Genomic DNA, 1,703 nt, shown 5'->3' on the forward strand with positions numbered 1-1,703 from the left:
TGTTACGAAAAATACGCTGATTCGGCTAGAATCCGCCAATGAACTCCGAAGATGATTCGCGCCAGACCAATAACTTGCCGTCCGTTGACCAAACGCGAACGACAGCCGTTTTCGTCGCGCAGAAGTCGGAAAACCACGTCGACCCGACCTCCGGACCGTCCCACGGCACGGCCGCCGTCATCGATCATTCGCCAGCAGAGGCGGTCGCCGACGATCTCCCCGATATCATCGATGTCGTTCTCGCCATGGGACAGCCGTCAGACGACTGTTCGGGGGAGAACACGGCACCGGGCGCGCAGCCAATTGTTGGCCTTCCGGCTCATCTGGAAACACTGGCCGATCATGCGCGAAAATACGTCGAGGCAGCAAGCTCGTCCAACACCCGCCGCGCCTACGCCGCCGACTGGAAGCATTTTTGCGCCTGGGCGCGCCGCCAGCACCTCGATGTGTTGCCGCCCGATCCGCAGGTCGTCGGCCTTTACATCACCGCGCAAGCCTCGGGGTCGGGAGGGGATAAGAAATCCGTGTCGACGATCGAGCGGCGGCTTTCGGCGCTGGCCTGGAATTTCTCTCAGCGTGGCCAGCCGCTGGACAGGAAAGACCGGCATATCGCCACCGTGCTGGCCGGCATCCGAAACAGCCATGCCTGCCCTCCCCGGCAAAAGGAAGCCATTCTGCCGGAAGACCTGATTGCCATGCTCGAGACGCTGGACCGGGCCGGCTTACGCGGCTTGCGCGACCGCGCCATGCTGCTCCTGGGTTTCGCCGGCGGCCTGCGCCGCTCCGAAATCGTCGGTCTCGACGTCGGCCGCGATCAGACCGAGGATTCTTCCGGCTGGATCGAGTTCTTTCCCGACAAAGGGATTTTGGTGACCTTGCGCGGAAAGACCGGCTGGCGCGAGGTCGAAATCGGCCGCGGCTCGGCCGATGCCACCTGCCCGGTTGTCGCGGTGCAGACCTGGCTCAAATTGGCGAGGATCGGCCATGGCCCCCTCTTTCGCAGGGTGGCAGGGCAAGGCAAAAAAGTGGGCGCCGAGCGGCTCAACGACCAGGAAGTGGCGCGGCTGGTCAAGCGCACCGCTCTCGCCGCTGGTGTCCGCGGCGACCTGTCCGAAGGCGATCGCGCGACAAAATTCTCGGGCCATTCGTTGCGCGCTGGCCTTGCTTCCTCGGCCGAGGTTGATGAGCGCTACGTGCAAAAGCAGCTCGGCCACGCCTCCGCGGAAATGACCCGAAAATATCAGCGCCGACGCGACCGGTTTCGTGTCAATCTCACCAAGGCCAGTGGACTGTAGGCTGCAAGCGCCCTCCCCTGCCCTTCGGATCCCAAGAGCACTTTATAGCCAAGATAGCTGGTCCTTCGGCAACCGGCCGCTCGGGTCGAATACGGTTACCTTGTGCGGCAGATCCGGACCCCAGTCCCAAAGGACCAGGTTGCGATCCTCCATCTCGGCGCTCGGCGCGAAACTTGGGACCACAATGCCGGCAATATTTCGAGGTCGCAACCGGTCGTAGATGGACCAGGACGCCGGGCGCTCTCCGTCGCTGAGAGCAGTCGCCCAGGCACAGGCCATCTCTTCGAGCGTCACAGAAAACTCTCCCCTCCCCTCTTGCGTTGTCAGATCCGCGATGTCGTCACAATCGATCTCATAGGAGCAAAGCACGCACGGATCGATCCGCTGTGCGAAGCCCTGGTTGGCTTC

The 1,703-nt window shown here is 62.8% G+C and carries 2 protein-coding genes; one reads left to right on the plus strand and one right to left on the minus strand.

Annotated elements, in window-relative coordinates; all coding sequences use genetic code 11:
- Nucleotides 1-245: 245 nt before the first annotated feature.
- Entirely contained in the window at nt 246-1,295 is a 1,050-nt protein-coding gene (locus tag ACFFNA_RS34720; protein ID WP_378924391.1) for a site-specific integrase, read from the plus strand.
- A 42-nt stretch (nt 1,296-1,337) separates the two neighbouring features.
- On the opposite strand, the gene ACFFNA_RS34725 is transcribed toward ACFFNA_RS34720, so the two are convergent.
- On the minus strand, nt 1,338-1,703 hold a 366-nt coding region (locus tag ACFFNA_RS34725), incomplete at its 5' end, for an RES family NAD+ phosphorylase (RefSeq protein ID WP_378924390.1).

This window comes from Mesorhizobium kowhaii (genome assembly GCF_042431665.1).
GTDB lineage: Bacteria > Pseudomonadota > Alphaproteobacteria > Rhizobiales > Rhizobiaceae > Mesorhizobium > Mesorhizobium kowhaii.

Bases quoted from the DNA above. Each gene is read 5' to 3' on its own strand.
- ACFFNA_RS34720 (WP_378924391.1), top strand. From the start codon at position 246: ATGGGACAGCCGTCAGACGACTGTTCGGGGGAGAACACGGCACCGGGC.